Annotated in this window: 17 protein-coding genes and 1 riboswitch; of the genes, 8 read left to right on the top strand and 9 right to left on the bottom strand. The window is 47.5% G+C overall.

Annotation, left to right across the window (positions count from 1 at the left end):
- Nucleotides 1–5 precede the first annotated feature (5 nt).
- From HZ996_00840 to HZ996_00820, 5 genes are all read right to left on the bottom strand, one after another.
- Nucleotides 6–791, bottom strand: coding sequence for a hypothetical protein (locus HZ996_00840; protein QTN37737.1), 786 nt, complete (start codon nt 789–791; stop codon nt 6–8).
- 275 nt (nt 792–1,066) lie between these two features.
- Nucleotides 1,067–3,523 (bottom strand): TonB-dependent receptor, encoded by a 2,457-nt coding sequence (locus HZ996_00835; GenBank protein ID QTN37736.1) that lies wholly within the window; start codon nt 3,521–3,523, stop codon nt 1,067–1,069.
- A 36-nt stretch (nt 3,524–3,559) separates the two neighbouring features.
- Nucleotides 3,560–3,663, bottom strand: a riboswitch (TPP riboswitch).
- Between the two features lie 32 nt (nt 3,664–3,695).
- Nucleotides 3,696–4,217: an ATP-binding protein gene (locus HZ996_00830; protein QTN37735.1), complete on the bottom strand. Its 522-nt coding sequence runs from the start codon at nt 4,215–4,217 to the stop codon at nt 3,696–3,698.
- Complete coding sequence (locus HZ996_00825) at nt 4,217–4,480, bottom strand: thiamine-binding protein (GenBank protein QTN37734.1); 264 nt, start codon at nt 4,478–4,480, stop codon at nt 4,217–4,219. Before HZ996_00825 ends, HZ996_00830 begins: the two co-directional genes overlap by 1 nt.
- A gap of 2 nt (nt 4,481–4,482) precedes the next feature.
- Nucleotides 4,483–5,229, bottom strand: coding sequence for a geranylgeranylglyceryl/heptaprenylglyceryl phosphate synthase (locus HZ996_00820; GenBank protein QTN37733.1), 747 nt, complete (start codon nt 5,227–5,229; stop codon nt 4,483–4,485).
- A gap of 127 nt (nt 5,230–5,356) precedes the next feature.
- Between HZ996_00820 and HZ996_00815 the strand changes: the two genes are divergently transcribed.
- Nucleotides 5,357–6,667, top strand: a complete 1,311-nt coding sequence (locus HZ996_00815) for an adenosylhomocysteinase (GenBank protein QTN37732.1) — start codon at nt 5,357–5,359, stop codon at nt 6,665–6,667.
- Between the two features lie 105 nt (nt 6,668–6,772).
- Here the strand turns inward: HZ996_00815 and HZ996_00810 are convergent, their stop codons facing one another.
- Complete coding sequence (locus tag HZ996_00810) at nt 6,773–7,210, bottom strand: hypothetical protein (GenBank protein ID QTN37731.1); 438 nt, start codon at nt 7,208–7,210, stop codon at nt 6,773–6,775.
- A gap of 190 nt (nt 7,211–7,400) precedes the next feature.
- Here HZ996_00810 and HZ996_00805 point away from each other — a divergent pair, with 190 nt between their 5' ends.
- From HZ996_00805 to HZ996_00785, 5 genes are all read left to right on the top strand, one after another.
- Nucleotides 7,401–11,045 (top strand): carboxypeptidase regulatory-like domain-containing protein, encoded by a 3,645-nt coding sequence (locus HZ996_00805; protein ID QTN37730.1) that lies wholly within the window; start codon nt 7,401–7,403, stop codon nt 11,043–11,045.
- A gap of 52 nt (nt 11,046–11,097) precedes the next feature.
- Complete coding sequence (locus HZ996_00800) at nt 11,098–14,901, top strand: T9SS C-terminal target domain-containing protein (protein ID QTN37729.1); 3,804 nt, start codon at nt 11,098–11,100, stop codon at nt 14,899–14,901.
- 35 nt (nt 14,902–14,936) lie between these two features.
- Nucleotides 14,937–15,986: a PorV/PorQ family protein gene (locus tag HZ996_00795; protein ID QTN37728.1), complete on the top strand. Its 1,050-nt coding sequence runs from the start codon at nt 14,937–14,939 to the stop codon at nt 15,984–15,986.
- A gap of 138 nt (nt 15,987–16,124) precedes the next feature.
- Nucleotides 16,125–16,601 (top strand): transcription elongation factor GreA, encoded by a 477-nt coding sequence (gene greA / locus HZ996_00790; GenBank protein ID QTN37727.1) that lies wholly within the window; start codon nt 16,125–16,127, stop codon nt 16,599–16,601.
- Nucleotides 16,601–17,002, top strand: coding sequence for an HIT family protein (locus HZ996_00785; GenBank protein ID QTN37726.1), 402 nt, complete (start codon nt 16,601–16,603; stop codon nt 17,000–17,002). Before greA ends, HZ996_00785 begins: the two co-directional genes overlap by 1 nt.
- Here the strand turns inward: HZ996_00785 and ruvC are convergent.
- Complete coding sequence (ruvC, locus tag HZ996_00780) at nt 16,999–17,559, bottom strand: crossover junction endodeoxyribonuclease RuvC (GenBank protein ID QTN39980.1); 561 nt, start codon at nt 17,557–17,559, stop codon at nt 16,999–17,001. The two genes, HZ996_00785 and ruvC, sit on opposite strands and share 4 nt — an antisense overlap.
- Before the next feature lie 18 nt (nt 17,560–17,577).
- On the opposite strand from ruvC, the gene HZ996_00775 reads away from it, so the two are divergent.
- Together HZ996_00775 and HZ996_00770 are read left to right on the top strand one after the other, a co-directional pair.
- Nucleotides 17,578–18,531, top strand: a complete 954-nt coding sequence (locus tag HZ996_00775) for a hypothetical protein (protein QTN37725.1) — start codon at nt 17,578–17,580, stop codon at nt 18,529–18,531.
- The gene (locus tag HZ996_00770; protein ID QTN37724.1) at nt 18,528–19,652 is read left to right on the top strand and encodes a glycosyltransferase; all 1,125 of its coding nucleotides are present in this window, start codon (nt 18,528–18,530) and stop codon (nt 19,650–19,652) included. Before HZ996_00775 ends, HZ996_00770 begins: the two co-directional genes overlap by 4 nt.
- Here the strand turns inward: HZ996_00770 and HZ996_00765 are convergent.
- A complete protein-coding gene (locus HZ996_00765) occupies nt 19,649–20,188 on the bottom strand; it encodes a L,D-transpeptidase (GenBank protein ID QTN37723.1) in 540 nt (179 codons plus the stop codon). The genes HZ996_00770 and HZ996_00765 overlap by 4 nt on opposite strands.
- The gene (locus HZ996_00760; protein ID QTN37722.1) at nt 20,185–21,468 is read right to left on the bottom strand and encodes a mechanosensitive ion channel; all 1,284 of its coding nucleotides are present in this window, start codon (nt 21,466–21,468) and stop codon (nt 20,185–20,187) included. Before HZ996_00760 ends, HZ996_00765 begins: the two co-directional genes overlap by 4 nt.
- Between the last annotated feature and the right edge of the window lie 65 nt (nt 21,469–21,533).

Below are 21,533 nucleotides of genomic sequence, written 5' to 3'. Positions count from 1 at the left end.
TCTTCTCACTCAATATAATAACTGACTAATGCACTTTCACCAGGCAAAATGGGGTCCTGTAACTCGATATACGCATACTCTTGAGTGGTAAATCCTGACCCTGAGCCACAGGAAAACCCTAAAATGCCATCTGAACTAACCCCTAAACCTAAACCAGTCTGAAAGTAGTGATCCGGCGTTGATCTAAAGGCGCTATTTGCGGTCAGCCCCTTATTCCAAGGGCATGCCCGCTCAACATCGTTAGAAAATAATCCTGTAGCGTAGCCTGGTGAACCCAAATCCTCAAAATCACCATTGCATACGCGTTCACAGTTATCCGGTGGATCTATACAAGAGCAGGGCAGTACGGATGATGCGGATTGTACGAAGGTCTGACCCGTGTTGGACGTGCTAAACTTCAGGTAATAGTAGTCGTTTGTTGTGAGGCCATTGAATTCAGTATCAATAATATCATTGTGCTCGGGAAGGCTTCTTACTGACCCTTCTTGAGTAAGCGTCGAGCACGTTCCTGAATAGAGTGTTAAATCAAAGCTGGGTGTATCTTCTCCTTGGGAACCAAACCGAATTCGATGTTCGGTATCGCTCGCCTGAAACTTAAACCACACATCGGATCCAGAAAAGAAAGCTGTATCTGCATTACTACTCCCAATATCAACAGCAGTTGCACAAGTGCTTTGAGCGTAGGTGAATGGGTTAAAGAAAAGCAGCACAACGGTCAAAAGTGGAGCAAGGCTATACTGCCTATTGTAAGCCGTTACCCTCTTGGTTTCTTGGGGGGGAGTTGTTTTCATATTGGTGGGAAATAAAAAGGTGTGAGATTGAATAACGCAATCATCTGAATATACCAATTTACAAATTCAAATACATGGCATTTCAGTAATTTAACCTAAAGTTCATGTTGTAATTGGAAGCTTGGAGTGTCTTCTATGCCGTAGCCATGGTTAATTTCTGCGGCGCACAAGATTATTCGCATTCATATGTGACATTATGTTTTTACTCCGCAAAAGTCAATTCGCGCTTCGAATACCTCCTGGCCCGCAACCAAGTTTGGCAAAGTGAAACCCGGTCAGAGTCTGACCGTAATCTGTCCTAAGAAGTTAATCGTGGCCTGGGGATAATAAAAATTCTCCGTGATCATGTCGCCGACAACATAGCTATAGGTATAACCAAAAGTGCTGTATAGGGTATTGAATAGGTTGTTCACCTTTAGCTGTACATCAATACCTTCGATTCCTTTCGGTTCAAAGGTGTAACCGGCTACCAAGTCCGCCACAAAGAAGGACTCAATGATCCTGTTCTCATTGGAGGTGTTGTCCAAGAACTGTTGTCCAACGTACTTTCCTTGAAGGCGAATAAGCGCACGTTCAGCGGGACTATATTCCACGTATACAGCACCGACCGAGTTTGGGCTCAAGGCGATGTCTGTATCCTCATACTCGTTCACAATGACGTCGAACCCATTGGTGTAGTCGTAGATGGTTTCCGAGAAGTTGGCGATTTTGTTTTGAGACAGAGCCCAGTTTCCGCCCAAGGTCACTGCAGGTGTAATGGCGTAGCTGATGTTCAATTCAATTCCCGCTCGATAGCTTTCCACTACATTGGTTCGGATGTTGGAGCCCACGTCATTCAACTCCCCGGTGACGACTAGCTGATCGGTGTAATCCATGAAGTACCCGTTGGCCTCAAAGGCCAAGTTCTGCCCCTGGAATCGGTATCCTACTTCGTAGTCCATCAAGGTTTCAGCCGTGGGAACTTCTCCATCGAGTGCATCGATAAAGTCATTTCGAACAGGCTCACGACCCGCCATGGCAAAACTCGCATAAACCTGTTGGCGATTGCTCAAGAAATACGTGAATCCAAACTTTGGGTTGAAGAAGTTGAAATTGGCATCCACATCGTAATTGACCAAATCATTGTCCGTACCAGCCGTTTCATAGGAAATGCTTCGCACCTGAAGGTCTCCGTAAAAACGGAATGAACGCAAGTCGTAGGTGGCCTTCACAAAGAGATTACCGTCGGTTTTAACGGCGTCTCCTTCGTAGTAGCGGAAGTCCTTGGGAGTGTCAAAGGCGTTTTCCATCCAGATGATTTCACCGTAGTGAAGTCCTTCATATCTATTCCATCCCCCACCTACAATCACATCCAAGTCGCGACCGTTGTAATCCATGGAGAAAGTAATACCATAGAAGTCATTGTCCAACCAACGACGGCGAACAAGGTCGGTTGAAGTCAGGGTGTCCGCGCCTATGACGGGATTCTCAAGTCCGTAGTCCCCGTAGTCCTCACCCGCTCTGAACTCTTCAAAGTACCCTTCTCCGCGTGTATAATGGAGGGCAGCTTTTGCCTTGAAAGATTCGCTAACACGCCGGGTCCAGTGTAATTGATAGTGATCTTGACCGTAGTTGTCTACTTGGTCTTCGTACTCGTAGAAGTTATAGGTACGCCCGCTGTTGAATAGGTTGTATGTCTGAGCCGAATCGAGGCCGTTGTTGATGGCGTGGTTGTACATTCCTGTGGAGTCATCTTCTAAGCGGCTTTGAGGAGTACCCCACCAGCTTTGGTAAGTACGTTCGCGACCGGCAAAAGTGATGAACTTCAGCGTGGTTTTGTCGCCGTAGTATCCGGCATTGAAGTAGTAACTCCGTAGGTTGCTACTGGCCCGGTCGATGTAGCCATCCGAGGTAATGTGCGATAAGCGCCCCTCGACCATGAAACGATCACCGATGAGTCCGGTTCCGAATTCCAAATTGCGTTTGAGGGTGTTGAAGCTTCCACCGCCAATGGTGAGGTTGGCATAAGGGTCGGCGTTGAAAACGTCGGTGTTCAAGTTGACCGTGGCACCAAAAGCCGCCGCACCGTTGGTCGAGGTTCCCACCCCGCGCTGAATCTGAATACTCGAGGTGCTGGAGCTCAGGTCTGGCATGTTGACCCAAAAGACTCCTTGGGACTCTGAATCATTGATGGGGATGCCATTTACGGTGACGTTAATGCGTGTTTGGTCCGTTCCTCGGATACGCATGTTCGTGTAACCAATACCCGCACCTGCATCTGAACTCGTAACGACGCTGGCGGTCTGGTCCAATAGCATGGGTAGATCCTGGCCCAGATTGACCTCTTGGATTTCCTTTTTGGTGACGTTGGTGTAGGCGACGGGAGCATCGTCATCGGCCCGTAGGGCCTCTACGACAACTTCAGCGATTTCCTCTGTCGCGCGCTCCATGGCGACCGTTACGGACTTGGAAGGACCGTCCAAGGTGACGGAAACGAACTGGGATCGATAGCCGACATAGGTGACTTCGAAATTGGCAGCGCCCTCGGAGGCCATCTCGAGTTCGAAATATCCTTGGGCATCAGCGCTAACGCCTGGTCCCATGGAAATCCCTCCAAAGGAGACATTGGCGTAGGGTAGGCCTTCGCGGGTTTGTGCGTCGATGACGCGACCTTGAATGTTGGTGACGTCCTGAGCAGTGGCGCCAATGGCGCAAATCAGGAAGAACACAGCAGTCGAAATAAATTTCTGCATGATTAAGACTTTAATCACGAGAAAGGGGTGACTCGCTGGTGTTGTGGTTAAAATTTCCCTTGGCGGCATGACCCGCCCAGGTTCATTGGGTATGATCTCAGCCCATCGCGCCGAAGCGTAGGGCACCCCTTTTGAGACGCAGCAAAGGTAACTGAAAAATCAATCTAGAGTTCTAGAGTTGATCGATAAGATGAGTGACAGCTGCTTGAGCGGCTAAGATTCGGGCATCACCTTCCCCCGAAATGAGGGTGTAGGGAAATTGGTAAGACTCGCATTTAGCAATGTAGATATCGAGTAGTTCCTTGCGCTGGTCGGGGTGTTCGCGCAATGGATCGGGTTCCCAGGGTAGGTCGACATCACAAATGAGGTAATGGTCGTAGCGATGACCCAGCACGGTTTCATGTATTGCGGAGTCAACGCGACCATACTTGAATTCGCTCCAAACTTCTAGGACTAGCGGATCTGTGTCTGACACCAATCCCTTGGGAAAGTGTTGGAGCGTTTCGTTTTCCAAAGCCAGTTGCTCTCGGAGGATTTCGCTGAGGTCCTGCTCTTCATAGGGACGCCCTAGTTCATTTAAATACGATCGGGCAACCTCCGGGACCCAACCCAGTCCCAGCTTGTCGGCTAGGTGATGGCTTAAGTGGCTTTTTCCGGTGGATTCCGGACCCGTGACAGAGATCCGCAATGGCATTAGCGATGTTTGTTTTCAACGTTTGCCGTCTGACCGCCGAGAATGCGCAGATTAAAGGTGCAGGGTACGCTACTGAGGCTTTCCTTCATCGCTTCCGTGACAACGGACATGACGGTATCGTACGGCCCTCTTATGGTCGTTGAGGTGTCTGAAACCGAAACCTCGAGATTAGGGTGATTTTGGACCTTGTATATAAAGGTGTCAATATGAGGTGTGAAGTCGTCGGTCAGTGGGTACATACTGACGTCGATTAAGGCATCCATGCTCAGGCAAATTGATGGACCGTTTCGGCCATGGAAAGAATGAGTTCCGGATTATGCTCAAAAGCATTGCCGACTACGGCAACATCTGCACCCGCAGTCAAGGCTGCAGCCACATCTTCTTGTGTACGCATACCCCCTCCGACAATGAGCGGGATGTTCACTGCATTTTTCACACATTCGATCATGGGTTCGGGAATCGGATGTTGCGCACCAGATCCGGCATCCAAATAAATGCATTGAAGCCCTAGCATTTCACCGGCCATAGCCGTACTCATGGCAATCTCCTCTTTATCGCGTGGAATAGGGAAGGTGTTGCTCATGTAACTGGCTGTTGTGGGCTGACCACCATCGACGAGCATATAGCCCGTTGGGATTAATTCAAGTCCGCTGCGCTTCAAGGACGGGGCGGCCTCCACATGCTTCCCGATCAACAAATCGGCATTGCGTCCACTGATGAGGCTGAGTAAGAAAAGGGCGTCGGCCCGACTGCTGATTTGATTGATACTCCCGGGGAAAATGGTCAAGTGCGCTTCGCAGTTCTCACGGAGAATCTTCAACGTTTGCTCCATTTCTCCGCTGGTCATCAAACTTCCTCCCACAAAAATGTGTTCTACCGATGCACGATGCACCAGGTTGCCCAATTCAGCCAATGAACTTGGCGTGGACTTGTCTGGATCTACCAAGACCGCAAGTTGCTTGCGACCTGACGTCGAGCGCGCATTAAGATGACGTAGCACTTTGGCTTCCATGGTTGATTTCGTGGTTGAATTCAAAGATAGAATTAATGTCGGACCCGTTGCAAAGAGTCCTAAGCTTTCCGGGTTCGTTTTTTAGAAGGCTAATGAGTACCTTTGCAAAGGTTTTAAAATGAAGCACATGAGCGCAGAAACGCAAGAACAAGTGAACTATAAAGTCAAAGATATTTCCCTCGCAGATTGGGGACGTATGGAGATCGAATTGGCCGAAGCAGAAATGCCCGGTTTGATGGCGCTCCGCGAAGAATACGGTGATGAGCAACCACTCAAAGGAGCTCGAATTGCCGGTTGTTTGCACATGACGATTCAAACGGCTGTTTTAATTGAGACCCTTCAAGCTCTTGGAGCAGAAGTGACGTGGTCCAGCTGTAACATCTTCAGTACGCAAGATCAAGCTGCAGCGGCCATCGCCAAAGCTGGAATCCCTGTTTTTGCTTGGAAAGGGCAAACCGAAGAGGAATTCGACTGGTGTATTGAGCAAACCTTAACCGCATTTGAAGGAGGAAAGCCCTTGAACATGATCTTGGACGACGGTGGGGATTTGACCAACATGGTTTTGGATCGTTACCCAGAATTGGTTGAAGGGATCAATGGATTGTCAGAAGAAACTACTACGGGAGTACACCGCTTGTATGAGCGTATGGCTAAAGGAACCCTTCCTATGCCAGCGATCAACGTCAACGACTCCGTGACCAAGTCGAAATTCGACAACAAGTACGGTTGTAAGGAATCAGCAGTTGACGCGATCCGTCGTGCTACCGATGTAATGGTTGCCGGAAAAGTAGCCGTGGTTGCAGGGTATGGTGACGTAGGTAAAGGGACTGCCGCTTCTTTGAGCGGAGCTGGAGCACGAGTGATTGTCACCGAGATCGATCCAATCTGTGCTTTGCAAGCTGCGATGGATGGATACGAAGTCAAGAAGATGGTCAATGCCGTTCCTCGTGCAGACATCATCGTTACCGCCACGGGTAACAAGGATATTATCTCTGAAGAGCACTTCCGCTTGATGAACGACAAAACGATCGTTTGTAACATCGGACACTTCGACAATGAAATCGATGTCGCCTGGTTGAAGGACAATGCGGAGCGTGCGCAAATCAAGCCACAAGTAGACAAGTACAACCTCGATGGCAACGATATCATTTTGTTGGCCGAAGGACGATTGGTGAACTTAGGTTGCGCTACGGGTCACCCGAGCTTTGTAATGAGTAACAGCTTTACCAACCAAGTATTGGCTCAGATTGAATTGTGGAACCACTTGGAGCGCTACGAGAACAAGGTGTATACCTTGCCGAAACACCTCGATGAAAAAGTTGCGGCTCTTCACTTGGCTAAAATCGGCGTTGAGCTCGATACTTTGCGCCAAGACCAAGCCGAGTACATCGGAGTGGAGGTAGCTGGTCCGTTCAAGCCAGAATACTACAGATACTAAGCCTTGGCCCTACGGGCCGATGCAGAACTGTGATTTTAGGCGCTCCCTGCTTTCAGGGGGCGTTTTTTTTATGTGCTGTATATATAAGGTATAGGTTTCGTCGGCTCAGTTAATGATGTCTACCCGGTTTCCGTCGTAAAACGTGCTGTACCCTTGAAGGGGAAGGGAAGCACTGACCGGGCCGCCATCAATAATGCTCCAAACTAGAGAATCACAAGGGCAGGTGGCCAAGACGTTATTGGTCTCGTCGACATCAACACGACCACAGGGCTCATCGAAGTGAATGGGACAAGCGCGGTCGTAGGAACGGAACTCCGATTCAGAATGACGGTAAACGATGATTCCGCGATATCCGCCTGTAATATATACCCATCCTCCCGGAACTTGAAGGTCAAAATACTCCGGTTGACTGGGGTAAATCGTAATGTTGACCGCAACATTGGGCACCCCGCCCTCTATGGTGTTCCCGCATCCGCCCGTGAGGGCGAAAACAGAAAATAAACCCAGTAGGGCGAACAATTGAATGGATTTTCCTATTTTCATCGCACTTACTCCTAACGCCGTTTTGCGCAAGATAGTGCAAAGCGTACTTTCCTTACGAAACATCCGATACGAGCGCTAAAACAAGCGGTTCGAAATTGTGATTTATGGCGAAGATTATATTTGCCTGTCCGCTTTTATTGTTTTTATATTTACGAAATCTAAACATTAGGTTAACTTAAACGATTGGTTTATGCTACGAAAACTACTCACTGTCTTATTTATTGGGACACTCTTCGCAGCCGTTGGACAGCAACGTCCAGGGGAGCTTAGAGGACAAGTGACCGACAAAATGACCGGGGAACCGGTGCCGCTGGCTAACGTGGTGGTCAAGCTGAATGGCGAGCCCGTTAGTGGTACTACGACCGACTTTGATGGTCGTTATGTCATTAAGCCCATTGATCCGGGCCGCTACGAGGTAGAAATGTCTTTCCTCGGTTATGCGACACAGCCTTTTACAGGCGTGATCATTTCTCCAAACAAAACCACTACGCTGAATGCGGGATTGACCGAAGAAGCTGAAGTACTTGGGGAAGTAGAGGTAATTGAATATACCGTACCTCTAATTGATCCGGACAAACAAGGTAAGACAGCAACTGGAGAAGAAATCCAAAACCTACCTCAACGTGATGTGGCGTCTATCGCGTCGACTTCTGCCGGGGTTTACCAGCAGGATGATGGTTCTGGAATTAACGTACGTGGATCGCGTTCCAATGCTACCGATGTTTACATCGATGGTATCAAGGTTCGTGGAGCTACTACAATTCCTCAGACTGCGATTGACCAGTTGACCATTATTACTGGTGGTCTTCCTGCACAGTATGGAGATGCGACAGGAGGTATCATTAGTATGACCACAAGAGGTCCTTCCAACAAGTACTTTGGAGGACTTGAGGCGAATACCTCGTCCATCTTCGACGAATACAACCAATCGTTGCTCGGATTTAGCCTATCCGGACCTCTTGCACGTCGTAAGGATGGATCTCCGCTTTTCGGGTTCTTTATCGCTGGGGAGTATCAGTACCAACGTGACCCTCGTCCATCGGCGATCGGTACCTGGAAGGTCAATGATGGGTTGTTGCGAGAACTAGAGCAGAGCCCATACCGTCCAGCTGGTTTCGGTGGTGGTGTACTTCGCAACTCGGAATTCCTTCGTGAAAGCGATTTGAGAAACATCGACTACAAACAAAATAACCAACGTCAAGACCTTCGCTTCTCGGCGAAGTTTGACTTGAAAACGAGCAAGACGACGAACTTGACGTTTGGAGGTACCTTCAACTGGGCAATGGGCCAAGCTTGGCAGTACAACTACTCCCTGTTGAACCCTACCAATAACCCAGAGTTCCGGAACCGTGACTGGCGTGTATTCGCTCGTTTCCAGCAACGTTTCGTGGATGCTGAGGATGAGTCGGCTGCGAACAACATCAAGAATGCGTTTTATTCTTTGCAAGTGGATTACAGTGAAGTGTACCGCTTGACTCAGGATGACACGCACTTTGAGCGTTTGTGGGATTATGGATACATCGGGAAATTCGATCGCTTGCAAGCGCCAACCTACTCTTATGGTTTGGACACCGTTTCAGGTTTGACCGGATGGTTGCAAACGAATATTGTTGATACCTTGGTTACATTTGAGCCAGGCGATAAGAATCCAAACGCAACTAATTATACCGAGCAGTACTGGGATTTCGTCAACGGAGACGTGAACAGTATTTTCGTAGCACAGGGTCAGGGAGCCTTGTTGAACGGACAACGTCCAGCCAACAACTATTCACTGTGGTTCAACACTGGACGTCAGTGGAACGGTTACAACTTTACGGATAACAACCAGTTCCGTGTTGTTGGATCGGGTTCTGCGGATATCAAAAACCACAGCATCATCTTAGGATTTGAGTACGAGCAGCGTGTAGACCGCTTCTGGAGCGTAGCACCAGTAGGGCTATGGGGACTTGCTCGTCAGTTGACCAACGCTCACCTGACCGAATTGGATTTTGAAAATCCAATCATCGGAACGGATGGTAATGGAAACTTTAACGACACCATTTCGTACAACCGTTTCTACAACGGAGCAACACAGAGTTATTTTGATCAGCAGTTGAGAACTTCATTGGGTCTTGCCGTTGACGATGTTTCATTCATCAACACTGACGCTCTAGACCCAAATCAATTGGACATCGAGTACTTCAGTGCAGATGAGCTTTTGAACAATGGTAATGCCATTGTTGCCTACGCGGGATACGATGCTTTCGGAAACAAATTGGATGGCCCAACTAGTTTTGAAGACTTCTTCTCAGAAACCGATGAAAACGGAAACTTGAAGCGTCACATCGATGCCTTCCGTCCGATTTACATTGCAGGTTACATCCAAGACAAATTCCAGTTCAACGATCTCGTATTTAACATTGGGGTGCGTGTTGACCGTTTTGATGCGAACCAGAAAGTACTCATCGACCAGTACAGCATGTTCCCGACTATTTCCGCACAAGAGATGTTGCAAGAGGGTGCTCTTGGAGTTGATGCTTTGCCTGCGAACATCGGTGACGATTTCGTCGTATACGTCAATGACTTGACTGAGCCAACACGTGTCGTTGGATACCGTGATGACAATCAGTGGTATGATGCGGATGGAAACCAAATTGCGGATCCACAGAGCATTGCTCAAGCAACAACGACTGGTGTAATTACTCCATATTTAGAAGATCCGGATAATACCAACTTGGCTACAGATTTGACCGCTGAGTCATTCGAAGATTATACGCCACAAGTGAATGTGATGCCACGTATCTCATTCAACTTCCCGATTTCTGATCAGGCGTTGTTCTTTGCACACTATGATATCTTGACGCAGCGTCCACAGAGTAACGTGCGTTTCGATCCAACAGATTACTTGTACTTGGAAGCAAACCAAGGTAACGTCTTGAACAACCCGAATCTTCGCCCAGAGCGGACGATTGATTACGAGGTTGGATTTAAGCAAACCTTGAGCAAGCGCTCTGCGATTACCTTAAGCGCGTTCTACCGTGAATTGCGTGACATGATTCAGGCGACTCAGATCAACTTCGCATATCCGGTGAACTATACCACATTCGGTAACCTTGATTTCGGTACAGTTAAAGGATTCAGCGTGAGCTACGATTTGCGTCGTACTGGAAACGTGAGCTTGAACTTCAACTATACCTTGCAGTTTGCTGACGGTTCAGGATCTAACGCAACAACTGGTTTGAGCTTGGTACAACAAGGCCAGCCTAACCTTCGTGTAATCCAACCATTGGACTTTGACCAACGTCATACTTTAGTAGCCGTAGTAGACTACCGCTTCAGCTCTGGAAAAGACTACAACGGACCGGTTTGGTTCGGATCACGTGTCTTTGAAAACGCTGGTGCTAACTTTACGTTCCGTGCCGGATCCGGTACACCTTACACACGTCAGGCGAACGTATTGCAGTCTGCGTCATTCGGTATTAACCAACGCCCAATTCTTCAAGGTTCTATCAACGGTTCACGCCTTCCATGGCAGTTCCGTATCGATATGCGTTTGAACAAGCAGTTCAACTTGAAGTGGGGTGGAAAAGAAGACGGAAGCAAGCAAAGATCAGCGAACATGAACGTCTATTTGGATGTTCAAAACTTGTTGAATGCCTTGAACGTCATCAACGTATACCGTTACACGGGTAACCCTGATGATGACGGATTCTTGTCAAGTGCTGAAGCACAGGAGATCATTGCACAGCAAACAGATAGCCAGTCCTTCATCGACTTGTACACTGTTAAGGTCAACAGCCCATTCAACTATAGCTTACCACGCCGTATGCGATTGGGAGTACTGTTGAGCTTCTAAGCGATAACCCAAACATTTGAATAAAAATTTTAATAGGAAAACCAGATAAATCATGAAAAGCAGATTGACATTATTGGCATTTGCTGTAGCCCTGGGTTCGTTTAGCGGTCTCTCGGCGAAGGAAAGTGTCAATGTACCCGGAAGTTCGAATTCCGCTGCTTCTCCTGCTCCTAAGAACTTAGCAGCGAGCTGTGCTCCAGCCAGTGCCCAAACGGACCTGGCGGTGAACAACGTTCGTACGCGTATTCTTGCAGGGGGAGATATGTGGTGGGACTTGAACAATGGAATCTATGAGATTCCTCGTGAAAGTAACAAGCACTCTCTGTTCGCCGGAGCCTTATGGATCGGTGGCCAGGATGAGGGTGATCAGTTGAAAGTAGCCGCGATGACCTACCGTCAGGACGGATCTGACTTTTGGCCTGGTCCGCTTGATGCAGCCACAGCATCTGTTGACGACATCATTTGTGCTGAATTTGACGAGCACTATCAGATTACGCGTCAGCAAGTAGAGGATTACGTTGCTTGGTTAAATGGAACCAATGACGATCCTAACTACACAGTTCCTACGGTCATACTGGAGTGGCCAGGAAACTACCCCGATACTTACTCACAATTTGGAGCTGAGACGCTTGCACCGTTCTTCGATGCAGACGGCGACGGTTTCTATGACCCATCCGCAGGTGACTACCCGGCATATGATTTATCTGGAGAAGCCGATTGTCAAGGCGCGGATTTGCTTTTTGGAGACCAAACACTCTGGTGGGTATTTAACGATAAGGGTAACATTCACACTGAGACGAATGCAGAACCTATCGGACTCGAGATTCAAGCTCAGGCCTTTGCCTTTGCAACGAATGACGAGATCAACAACATGACGTTCTACAGCTACAAGATCGTGAACCGGGCATCTTTTGTACTGAAGAACACGTATTTCGGACAGTGGGTTGACCCAGATTTGGGGCAGTACCAAGATGACTACGTCGGATGTGACGTCGGTCGTGGATTGGGATATTGCTACAATGGTGATGAGGACGACGACGGTGCTACAGGATACGGATTGAATCCACCTTCTATCGGTGTGGACTTCTTCCAAGGACCTCTAGCCGATCCGAATGATGGAATTGATAATGACCGTGATGGTACCATCGATGAAATCGGCGAGCAAATCATCATGAGTAAGTTCGTCTACTACAACAACGACTTTACTGTAGTAGGAAACCCATCTCAAGCGAGTCACTTCTACAACTACTTGCAGGGAATCTGGAAAGACAACACGGGTATTGTTCGTAACGGTACTAATGGACACGAGCCTACTGGTGGTCCTGGACCATCAACGGACTTTATGTTCCCAGGTGATACGGACCCTGCGTTCCCAGGAGATAACTGGACGGAGGCTACTGCAGGTAACACTCCTGCTGACCGTCGTTTCTTGCAATCAGCTGGACCATTTACACTTCAACCAGGTGCTGTAAACTACATTACCACTGGAGTTGTGTGGGCACGTGCTACATCTGGAGGTCGTTTGGCTTCTGTTGAATTAATGCGTCTAGCGGATGATAAAGCACAGGCATTGTTCGATAACTGTTTCAAGGTATTGAACGGACCGGATGCACCAGATGTGAACATTCAGGAGTTGGATCAAGAGTTAATCTTGATGCTCTCTAACTCTGAGTCTTCAAATAACTTCAATGAATCTTACGAAGAAGTAGATCCATTGATCATCGGTTTTGACGATTCAACCTATGTATTTGAAGGTTACCAAATCTTCCAGTTGAAAGATGCGACTGTATCTATTACAGACATCTACAATCCAGATTTGGCCCGTATGGTAGCTCAGTGTGACTTGCAAAATGGTGTGACCACATTGATCAACTATGAAACTGATCCTACACTAGGTGTTCCTGTTCCTCAGGAAATGACCCTAGGTGCAAATGACGCTGGTACACAGGCAACCTTCAAACTGACTGAAGACTTATTTGCTACAGGGGATCCTACCCTTGTGAATCACAAGCCTTACTATTACACAGTAATTGCCTACGGTTTCAATGAGTTTAAGCCTTACAACCCAACAGATCCTAATGGTCTTGACGGTCAAACGAAGCCGTACAAGGCAGGTCGTCGTAACATTAAGACATACGTAGGTATTCCGCACATCGTCACTCCTGAGGAATCAGGAACTGTGCAACAAGCAGAATACGGTGATGGTCCTGAATTGACTCGAATTGAAGGAACAGGAAACTGTGCCAACATGCTCGAGTTCAAAGTGGAATCTGCTGAAGAAATCGTCATGAACTACACTATGGATAATCCAACCTACGAAAACGGTCAAGGACCGGTCATCGTGAAAGTTGTAGATCCTTTGAGTGTACCGACGGGTGATTATCAAATCGTCTTTAGTGGATCGAACATCAACGCTACTTGGTACATTGTTCGCCTTCCTGGTGGAGACCCTAGTGATACCATCTACTCTACTGGAACAATCGAAATTGGTCGTGAGCAGTTGCTCGTGAACAGCGATGGAGAGTTCTGGGGTATGAGTGTTACAGCCGTGGATGCGGACAACCCAGGAGATGACATGTTCAACGGAAATGGATTCTTGGGAGCTGAGTTGCTCTTTGAAGACAATACTCAAGCGTGGTTTACGGGTTTGGCCGACATTGATGGTGACTCACCATTTAACTGGATTCGTTCAGGAACAAACAGCACGGGTAACTACCCAGATGAAGCCGGTGATGATGACGAGGTATATGAAACCGTTCTCGGTGGAACATGGGCACCTTATCGTCTATGTAGTGGTGATGTCGTATCGACGAACACTCCATTTGGAAGTGGTCCCGCTTGGGAGAAGTTCAAAGCTCTTTCTCGTTTGGAGAACTTGAATAGTGTTGATGTTGTCCTTACGGATAACCAGGATCTGTGGACGCGTGTACCTGTATTGGAATCTTCTGATTTACCTGAATTGGCAGAAGGTAACGCTGGGAAACTAAATCTCCGAGCTGCTCAGTCTGTCGGAAAGGACGGTAATCCAGATGGAACAGGTACCGGTTGGGGATGGTTCCCAGGATACGCCATTGATTTGGAGCGCGGAATTCGCTTGAACATTATGTTCGCGGAAGACAGCTGGCAAACAGGTGAGAATGGAAACGATATGATCTTCAACCCTAGCGAAACGGTCATCAACGAGTTGGGACAGGTGTCCTTTGGTGGAAAGCACTTCCTTTACATTATGGGACCTGAGTATCAAAACGAGTTGGCACCATACGCTGGAGATGATGAGACCATGAACCCTTACTACGATGCGTTGAATGACCCAACAGATGTGAACAAGCGTACCTTGTTCGGAGCCTGCACTTGGGTAACGATTCCATTGTTGAACCCAGGGTTCTCTCAACTCGCTACAGACGTGACTGTGAAGTTGCGTGTGAGCAAAGAGTACGAAGCATATGAGTTGGATGGTAGCAACGAAGGTAATCCGATGTACATGTTCAACACGGATGATATTTCGACCATCACGAACGATCAAGCAACAGCTGAAAATGCACTTGATATCGTACGTGTGGTACCTAATCCTTACTATGCTTACTCAGCGTACGAAACCAATCAGTTGGATAATCGTGTGAAGATTACAAACCTACCACCTCGTTGTGTGGTGAGTGTCTACACGACCAATGGTACTTTGGTTCGTCGATTCAATAAGGATAATCCAAGTACATTCATTGAATGGGATTTGACCAATACGAATGCCGTGCCTATCGCAAGTGGTATGTACGTTATTCACGTCAAAGCCGAAGGTATTGGAGAGACCTTTGTGAAATGGTTCGGAGCGATGCGTCCGGTTGACCTTGATACATTCTAATGAACCTAAAACGTCGAATCTTGAAACCAATGATTATGAAAAGATATCTACAGATAGCATTATCCGCACTTTTGATCGCACTACTGGTAGTGCCATTCAATAGCTATGCAGGTAATGAGCAGCGTGCAGGTTCTGCAGGTGCAGGTGAATTGTTGATTAACCCTTGGGCTCGATCCGCTGGATGGGGTGGTATTAATACCGCTGGAGCACGAGGAGTTGAAGCGGTGTTCTTGAACGTCGCTGGTACAGCCTTCACAGAGCGTACAGAACTAGTATTCTCCCACACCGACTGGTTTGGAGATGCCGATATTAACGTCGATGCATTCGGTTTCACCCAACGAGTGGGTGAAACTGGTGCATTGAGTGTGACCATCATGGCCATGGGCTTTGGTGATATCGAAATCACTACCACGGAGCTTCCAGACGGAGGTTTGGGGACGTATAGCGCAACCTATTTGAACTTGGGAGTTTCTTACGCTAAGAAATTTACCGAGAACATCTACGGGGGTGTGACCGTGAAGTTGATCAGTCACTCTCTTCCTGATTTGAATGCAGCTGGTGTTTGCTTTGATGCGGGTATCCAGTATGTCACAGGAGAGAAGGATAATATCAAATTCGGAATCGGATTGAAAAACGTAGGTCCAGCAATGAGCTTCCAGGGAGATGGATTGTCTTTGAGCTTGCCGACGTTGTTTGGAAACTTCGACGCTACAGTGGAGCAACGCTCAAGTAACTTCGAGCTTCCATCGCTGCTGAATATCGGTGGATCTTATGACTTTTTGTGGACAGACACTCGTTTGACGGCTGCCGCCAACTTTACTTCCAATTCGTTCACACGTGATCAGATTGGAGCAGGTTTGGAATTCAGCTACAAAGAGTGGGTGATGCTCCGCGCAGGATATGTCTATGAGAACGAAATCTTCGATGCTGCGGTTTCGCAAACGATTTTCTCTGGCTTTAACGGAGGATTGAGTTTCGAGGTACCACTGGGGGACAGCGGCACCACATTCGGAATCGATTATGCTTATCGACACACAAGAGACTTTGGCGGGTTCAACACTTTTGGCGCCAAAATCAGTTTGTAAATCGAATAGACCAAGACTTCGAGAGGCGCCTCCCCAAAAGAGGCGCCTTTCTTTTTGTATATTGCACGTCTCGCTGGAGACCGTTTTTCGGTCTTCTTTTGCATTTATAGAAGACCAGTGAGAACTAATCCTTGAATTATGTCTAAGTTATCATACTACACTCCTGAAGGGCTTCAGAAGCTCAAAAAGGAATTGGAAGAGCTGGAGTTTGTAGAACGACCCAAGATATCCCAACAAATAGCTGAGGCTCGAGATAAAGGCGATCTTTCTGAGAACGCGGAATACGATGCTGCGAAGGAGGCGCAAGGGCTATTGGAGTTGAAGATTGCAAAGTTGAAAGAAACCGTCGCCAATGCGCGTATTGTCGATGAAAGTCAAATGGATACCTCAAAAGTGCTTATTCTATCGACGGTGACTTTAAAGAATAAGGTGAATGGGGCTAAGATGAAGTACACCCTAGTCTCGGAGACTGAGGCTGACCTCAAAACTGGCCGTATCTCCGTAAACAGCCCTATTGGAAAAGGACTCTTAGGTAAATCAGTTGGAGATAGCGCTAAGATTCAAGTTCCAGCTGGAGAGATCGAGTTGGAGATCATTGAAATTACCCGTGAATAGTGGCATCGATCTTTAGCAAAATAGTTCAGGGAGAGATACCTTGTTACAAGGTGGCTGAAGATGATCGCCATTTGGCCTTTTTGGATATTCAACCTTTGGTTAGAGGTCATGTCCTTGTCATACCCAAGGAAGAAACCGACTATATCTTTGACCTAGAGAGTGATAAGCACGGGGCACTTTGGACTTTCGCTCAGAAGGTTGCCAAGGGAATGGATCGTGTCATTCCATGCGAGCGAATTGGAGTTGCGGTCATTGGACTCGAAGTACCCCACGCGCACATTCATTTGGTTCCCATCAATCATGTCGGGGACATCAATTTTTCGGCGCCCAAGAAGGAATTCTCAGCGGAGGTCATGTCTTCTACAGCTCAAGAGATTGCTTCGGCACTGACATCGGACTAACCCAGTCGATCAGGATTCTTCTTCAGAAAGTCGCCCCAGTCTTTATGACCTCCTGTTGAAACTGGGCCTGAACTGGAGAAATGGTGGCAAACAGCAGCAGCTAAACCATCCGTAGCATCTAAGGGACCCTTCATTTCTTTGATTTTAAGCAAGTTTTGCAGCATTCCGGCCACTTGTTCTTTGCTGGAAGCTCCCTGCCCGGTAATCGCCTGTTTTATACGTCTGGGCGAGTATTCAAAGACCGGTATCTGATGCTGAAAGGAAGTGGCCATGATAACCCCTTGAGCCCGCCCTAATTTCAGCATTGATTGCACATTCTTTCCAAAGTACGGAGATTCAGCAGCCATTTCATCTGGACGCGTCTTTTCGATGAGCTCGAGCATGTGCTTGTAGACAGAGTGCAGTCGGTAGAAATGATCCCCTGTTTTGTAGTGCATACGATAGACCCCCATGTCGAGGTATTTCATTTGCTTTCCTTTACACTCGATCAGCCCCCATCCAAGCACCTGTGTACCCGGGTCAATCCCTAAGATGATTTTCTCCTTCACTCCCTCGATTTAGCGTATGTTTAGCCCATGCAAATCTGGGCCTTCAGGATATTAAAGGTAGTCATTGTCGCTGGATCGATCTGGTATTTATACCAGCGCTTTCAGGATATTTCTCTTCAAGACTATGAAGGCATTCTGTTAAAAAAGGAAAGTGGATTAGGCTTTATTAGGTTGGTCTTTCTTTTGCTTGTACTCAGTTTAACATCGTGGATCTCCGAAGCCTTGAAGTGGAAATTACTTTTTCAAATAGAATTCGAGCAAACGGTGTCAAGAAGCCTGAAGGTTGTACTTATTTCACATGTAGCCGGTCTAATATCCCCCTTCAAAGCTGGCGAATATGGATTTAGATCGTATTTAGTCCCTAAAGAACTGGGTAAGTTTGCCCTAGGACGCCAGTGGTTGAATAACCTGAACTTAAATTTTGTCAAGGCCCTGGTTGGTGGGCCTGCGGCAATCTATTTCCTTACAAAGATTCTTGATCTAAACTGGAACCCTGCACCATACCTGCTGATTCTATGGGTTCTTCTCTTATTGTTGTTCATTTTTCTCTACAAAAGTTTTGAGGGCATTTTTCATGTATTCATACCATTATCCTGGCGGCTGAAAGGTGCTGCGATTCCTGAGGGAGCTCGCTTGGATTCATCAAGAATGAGAATTCTTTCAGTATTAAATCTGTTTCGCTTTATGAGCTACTCGATTGGAAATATACTTATCTGGTGCTCACTTGGACTGTCTTGTGATTATTGGCTTATATTTTGCCTGTTTCAGGCGATTTATCTTCTTGCATTGGCTCTCCCAGTCCTCTCATTATTTGATGTTGTCGTAAAGTCTTCTCTGGTTCTTGTACTCTCTGGTCCTTTCGGGTTTGATCCTGGGAAAGTAGTTCTGGCTGTATTTGTGAATTGGTTTTTTATGACTGTTATTCCCATGATTTTCGGATTGATTCTATTGATTAAGGAGCCCTTAAACTCGAGAGCATGAACACGGCTGCTTGGTGTATTGGCGTTATTTTGTTGATATTTTATTTTCGACTTATCCTTTCCTATAGAAAGGGAATAGATTCTCTTGTAGCACGAAGCCCTTCTTTGTCTAGTGAGCATCCCGATCTCACGGTTGTCGTTCCCTTTAGAAATGAAAAAGATAGCTGGAGAGCCTTCGTGTCTTCTGCCGAGGAGCAGGATTACCCTGGATCAGTAGAGTACTTATTCATCAATGACCATAGCGAAGATGGTGGTGAAGTCGTTTTAAGAGAATTATTAGAGCGAAGTCAACTGAAGTACCAGATCCTTGACCTACCAGTTGGAATTCATGGAAAGAAATTTGGCCTCCATCTAGGTTTTAAAAAGGCCTCAACCCCATGGGTAATTTGCACAGATGCAGACACAACGACAGGTCCATATTGGTTATTCACCATGTCGAAATATTTGCGGGTCGATAAGAGCGTAGTTGCAGGTCCCGTTCAATTGAGTCCGTCATTGCGGCCGCACCAAAGATACATGGCTTTGGAATTTACAAGTCTTATGGCTTCTGTGGCAGGTTCAATTGCGAGTGGAAGAGCGCTGATGGCTGGTGGTGGAAACCTAGCCGTGCGACGAGCTTTTTTTCTGTCATCATGGTCGAGTAGGGCAGATCTAAATTTCGCGAGCGGTGACGACTTGTTTTTGATCCATCAAGCAAAATCCAAACCAGAGAGTATTGACTTCGTTTGGGATGGACGGGCAATGGTCAGTACTCCGCCGCCAAAAACGTACTCTGAATGGTGGACCCAACGTCGAAGATGGGCGTCCAAATCTGCCTACTATAAGGACAAGGATGCACAAAGCGTGAGTTGGATAGTCTTCTTGTACAACCTCTTCCTCGTCGTCGTATTGATCTGGGGACTTCGAGAAGGACACGTTCCAGGAGCGTGGTGGTGGGCCTTCATCGCCAAGTTCTTGATTGACTACCCCATGCTCAAAAGCTACGCTGACCTTCAAGGCCAAAAACTGTCCCTGGGGGACGCTCTGGCAACGGCGGTACTCTATCCCTTTGCCATCGTAGGGACGGCCATCCACAGCCAATTGGGCGATGTGGAATGGAAAGGACGTAAAACCAAGGCCTAGCGCTGAATATATACGGATGTGCCTTGCGGCACGATGCGATAAAGCTCGATCACTTCATCATTCATCATGCGAACACAACCGTGGGACGCAGGCTGACCAATCAAGCCCTCCTCATGTGTCCCGTGGATGTAGATGTACCTTTGGAAGGAATCAACCCCTTCTCCCTTATTTTTGCCCTTTTCAAGGCCTTCCAACCACAGTATTCGGGTAGTGACATGGTCTTCATTCGAAGCTCTTGGCGCTGAAATAATCTCGGCCATTTCTCCAGTGGGCACTCGACCTTTCAAAATGGCACCTGGGGCCAAGTCATCTCCGTATTTACTGTGAACCCGATGCCAGCCCAAGGGCGTGCGGTTGCTTCCCGACTGAGATCCGATTCCGTATGCGGAAGTGCTGACTGGATATCGGGCAAGGATGTCTTGACCACTGTAGGTGTATAGTCTCTGTTCCGATATATCGACGACAATGGAATCCACGGAGGTCTGAGCCTTCAGTGAAAAGCTCGATGTCAAGATCAAAACCAGAAGCACTTTCATTTCTTAAGAACGCTGAAATCCCCAGTCGGATTTTCAAAGATCTCAAGATCGAAGTATCGGGCGGCAGCCATCAAGTGGTCCATAATGTCCGCCTGAATCCCCTCGTAGTACACCCATCGTGTATCTGTGCTAAAGCAGTAGATTTCCAACGGAATACCACTTTCCGTCGGTTCTAATTGACGCACCATCATGGTTTGATCCTTTGCCACCATCGGGTTTTGGGCCAAGTAGGCCTGGGCATAATGGCGGAATACACCGATGTTCGTCATGTTTCTTCCATTGATCAGGGTGTCCCGGTCAATGTTGTGCTCCTTGTTGAAGGTGTCGATTTCGGTTTGACGGACGTCGATGTAGTCTTTCACCAACTCGATTTTCTTGAATCGTTCAAGCATATCGCCGTCGACCAGTTTGACGGTCCCCATCTTAAAGTGCAACGATCGCTTGATTCGTCGAACGCCCAGAGCCTGCATGTTCCTCCAGTTTTTGAAGGCATCGCTCATAAAGGCGTATGTAGGAACAGTGGTGATGGTTGCATCCCAGTTCTGGACTTTCACAGTCGTCAAGGAAATCTCGATGACGTCACCATCGGCTCCGTATTTGGAAAAGCTGACCCAGTCCCCAATGCGGACCATGTCGTTCGCTGAAATCGTAATGGAAGCCACCAAACCCAGAATTGTATCCCGAAAGATGAGCAACATCACTGCTGTAGCTGCTCCCATTCCAGCGAGGATTGAAAGTGGGTTTACTCCTAGAATTAAAGAGATTAGATAAACTCCTCCGAAAAGGTACAGGATGATTTTTCCGAGTTGCACATAGCTGCCAATGGGTTTGTCCTTGAACCGCTCCGTTTTAAAGAGAATGTCCCGAACCGCATTTAGAAAACTATTGGCCACCATGATGACCACAACGATGGCGTAAATTTCAACCGCTTGCAGAAGCAGTCCCGTGGCTTCTGGAAAGTCCTGAAAGAAAAAGGGAAACAATTCGTATACCACGAAAGCGGGGGCAAGGTGGGCTAAGTTGTTGAATACCTTCCGTTCGAGGAGCAGGTCGTCCCACTCATTTTTGGAACGGGTCACGTAGGCACGGACCATGCGGAGAATGAAGGATTTGGCTATACGATCTGCAATCCAGGCCAAAAGCAGGAGGATCAAAATATCGATACCAAGTCCTACGTAGGCAATAATGTCTTCTTGTACACCGTAATTCTCGAGAAGCTTCCGAGTCCAGTGATCTGGGGCATATTCTTTGCTCCAATTGTTAGCGAAACCTTGTGGCATAGGTCTGAGTTATAAAAGACAAAGGTAGGGAGCCCTGCTTAACCCGCAAAAGCGGGTAAATGTCA

Source organism: Cryomorphaceae bacterium (assembly GCA_017798125.1).
Taxonomy (GTDB): Bacteria; Bacteroidota; Bacteroidia; order Flavobacteriales; family ECT2AJA-044; genus ECT2AJA-044.
This window is presented reverse-complemented; position numbering and strand designations above follow the sequence as displayed.

What these genes read in the sequence shown, in the direction of transcription:
- HZ996_00820 (QTN37733.1), bottom strand. Translation starts at nt 5,229, where the DNA reads ATGGAAGCCAAAGTGCTACGTCATCTTAATGCGCGCTCGACGTCAGGT.
- HZ996_00825 (QTN37734.1), bottom strand. Translation starts at nt 4,480, where the DNA reads ATGGATGCCTTAATCGACGTCAGTATGTACCCACTGACCGACGACTTC.
- HZ996_00760 (QTN37722.1), bottom strand. Translation starts at nt 21,468, where the DNA reads ATGCCACAAGGTTTCGCTAACAATTGGAGCAAAGAATATGCCCCAGAT.
- HZ996_00835 (QTN37736.1), bottom strand. Translation starts at nt 3,523, where the DNA reads ATGCAGAAATTTATTTCGACTGCTGTGTTCTTCCTGATTTGCGCCATT.
- HZ996_00805 (QTN37730.1), top strand. Translation starts at nt 7,401, where the DNA reads ATGCTACGAAAACTACTCACTGTCTTATTTATTGGGACACTCTTCGCA.
- HZ996_00800 (QTN37729.1), top strand. Translation starts at nt 11,098, where the DNA reads ATGAAAAGCAGATTGACATTATTGGCATTTGCTGTAGCCCTGGGTTCG.
- HZ996_00765 (QTN37723.1), bottom strand. Translation starts at nt 20,188, where the DNA reads ATGAAAGTGCTTCTGGTTTTGATCTTGACATCGAGCTTTTCACTGAAG.
- HZ996_00770 (QTN37724.1), top strand. Translation starts at nt 18,528, where the DNA reads ATGAACACGGCTGCTTGGTGTATTGGCGTTATTTTGTTGATATTTTAT.
- HZ996_00840 (QTN37737.1), bottom strand. Translation starts at nt 791, where the DNA reads ATGAAAACAACTCCCCCCCAAGAAACCAAGAGGGTAACGGCTTACAAT.
- HZ996_00775 (QTN37725.1), top strand. Translation starts at nt 17,578, where the DNA reads ATGCAAATCTGGGCCTTCAGGATATTAAAGGTAGTCATTGTCGCTGGA.
- greA (QTN37727.1), top strand. Translation starts at nt 16,125, where the DNA reads ATGTCTAAGTTATCATACTACACTCCTGAAGGGCTTCAGAAGCTCAAA.
- HZ996_00815 (QTN37732.1), top strand. Translation starts at nt 5,357, where the DNA reads ATGAGCGCAGAAACGCAAGAACAAGTGAACTATAAAGTCAAAGATATT.
- HZ996_00830 (QTN37735.1), bottom strand. Translation starts at nt 4,217, where the DNA reads ATGCCATTGCGGATCTCTGTCACGGGTCCGGAATCCACCGGAAAAAGC.
- HZ996_00795 (QTN37728.1), top strand. Translation starts at nt 14,937, where the DNA reads ATGAAAAGATATCTACAGATAGCATTATCCGCACTTTTGATCGCACTA.
- HZ996_00810 (QTN37731.1), bottom strand. Translation starts at nt 7,210, where the DNA reads ATGAAAATAGGAAAATCCATTCAATTGTTCGCCCTACTGGGTTTATTT.